This window comes from Mesorhizobium sp. M2C.T.Ca.TU.002.02.1.1 (genome assembly GCF_003997225.1).
Genome location: NZ_RZTO01001142.1, coordinates 1 through 1,467 on the forward strand (window position 1 = coordinate 1; position 1,467 = coordinate 1,467).

Annotated in this window: 1 protein-coding gene; it reads left to right on the plus strand. The window is 66.9% G+C overall.

All coding sequences use genetic code 11. The features are described from left to right. Window positions 1–118: 118 nt before the first annotated feature. Window positions 119–1,441, plus strand: a complete 1,323-nt coding sequence (locus tag EOD07_RS34155; RefSeq protein ID WP_041009994.1) for a DUF3422 family protein — start codon at window positions 119–121, stop codon at window positions 1,439–1,441. The last annotated feature ends 26 nt before the right edge of the window (window positions 1,442–1,467 follow it).

Below are 1,467 nucleotides of genomic sequence, written 5' to 3' on the forward strand. Positions count from 1 at the left end.
GTCGCATCGCCTGCCGCGCGTCACCGTCCCCGAACGCCAATATTTGCTGTTTACGCGTCCCGCCTATTGCCGCAAGACGACCGGATAGCACGATGGGTCGAAACTAGGGGGACCAGCCGTGTCGGACGAGACGTCCAAGCTTGAATTCCAGCCGCGCGCGCAAGGCAGCGTGATGGGCTTCCCGGCGCATGAGGGGCGACCTGGCGCGCTGGGCGAGGTCCATGCCCGTCCGCACCCGCTGATCGAAAAACCGCGCGTGCTGATCCAGCTTTCCTTCATGACCGAAGGCGGCGCCGCGGTCGACCATGCCGTGCTCTCGGAACTATCGCGGCGGCTGGGCATCGCCGCGCCCGAGCGCAATGCGCGCCATCATGCCATGAAGTGGGGCAAGGGCACGCTGCGCTGGGAGCGGCATACCGAATTCTCGACCTATCTCTGGGAAGGGCCGCTGGCCGAGAATGGCCGGGGGCAGGAGGATTCACCCTTCGGCAACGGCTTCTCGCCCCCAGGCACCGTGATTTCCGGCATCCGCCTTGAAATCCGCAAATGGACGCAGGCGAGCGAAAAGCTGATCGCCGGCTTCGACCCGACCAGCCTGTGCTATTCGCTGGTCGAGCGGGGCGCCGCCGCCATCGTCACCGACTTCCGCCAGGACGGCGACGGCCTGACGCGCATGCTGGTGCTCGACCGCGGCCTGACGCCGGCCAGCACCGGCGCCTTGTCGCAGCGGCTGATCGACATCGAGACCTACCGGACGCTCGCCATGCTTGGCCTGCCGATGGCGTTGACGCTGTCCGGCCGCGCTCGTCGCATCGAGGACCGCCTGGCCCAGACCACGTTGGAGATGAAGGCGGTCGAGACCCGCGACAGCCAGACGCTGCTCGCCGATCTCACCGAGCTCGCCGCCGAACTGGAGGCCGACGCCGCGTCGAGCCTCTATCGTTTCGGCGCCAGCCGCGCCTATGACGGCATCGTCACCGAACGGCTAGGGGCGCTGGAAGAGGAGCCGGTGCAAGGCTATGACACCTGGGCTGGTTTCCTGCAGCGCCGCATGGCGCCGGCCATGCGCACCTGCCGCTCGGTCGAGGAGCGCCAGGCAAACCTGTCGCGAAAACTTACCCGCACCACCACGCTGCTGCGCACCTGGGTCGATGTCGATGTCGAGAAGCAGAACCGTGACCTGCTCGCCTCGATGAACAATCGCGCCCGGCTGCAACTGCGCCTGCAGCAGACCGTGGAAGGCCTGTCGGTGGCGGCCGTGTCCTATTATGTCGTCGGCCTCATCGGCTATGTCGCCAAGGGCGCCTCGATCTTCGGTCACGCTTTCGCGCCCGAAGTCGTCACCGCGGCCTCCGTGCCGGTCGCCATCCTGCTTGTGTGGTGGGGCGTGCGCCGGGTGCGCAAAACGCATTCCGAGCCGGCGAAGCATCCGGGCGAGTAGGCACCTCTTTTTTACCCTCCCCCTTG